Genomic DNA, 304 nt, shown 5'->3' on the forward strand with positions numbered 1-304 from the left:
ATTCTGGCTAATGGTACTTTTGCTGTTGCCCGCTGTATCCGTAACCATTGCAACAACAGGGTAAGTACCATCTGCCAAAGCGCTGCCTGTGAGATTCAGGGTCCAATTGCCTGTTGGATCAACCGTTAAGCGTGGATCAGCAGTGGTGTAGGTGGTCGCACCGACCGTTACACTGAGGCTGTTGCCATCAACCAGATCTACCGTACCTTTAAATAACAAGGTATTGTCATTGGTGATCAAGTCTGTCGATGAGCTGCCCGTGTCATTAGTGATTGAATCAAAGGTCACGGTTTGACCGTCGTTA

The 304-nt window shown here is 48.4% G+C and carries 1 protein-coding gene; it reads right to left on the minus strand.

Annotated features, from left to right (window positions below; all coding sequences use genetic code 11):
• Nucleotides 1-288: Ig-like domain-containing protein (locus tag F4W09_RS17015; protein WP_215899334.1), on the minus strand; the 288-nt coding region annotated here is incomplete at its 3' end.
• Nucleotides 289-304: the final 16 nt, after the last annotated feature.

It is taken from the genome of Acinetobacter tandoii (genome assembly GCF_008867985.1).
Taxonomy (GTDB): domain Bacteria; phylum Pseudomonadota; class Gammaproteobacteria; order Pseudomonadales; family Moraxellaceae; genus Acinetobacter; species Acinetobacter tandoii.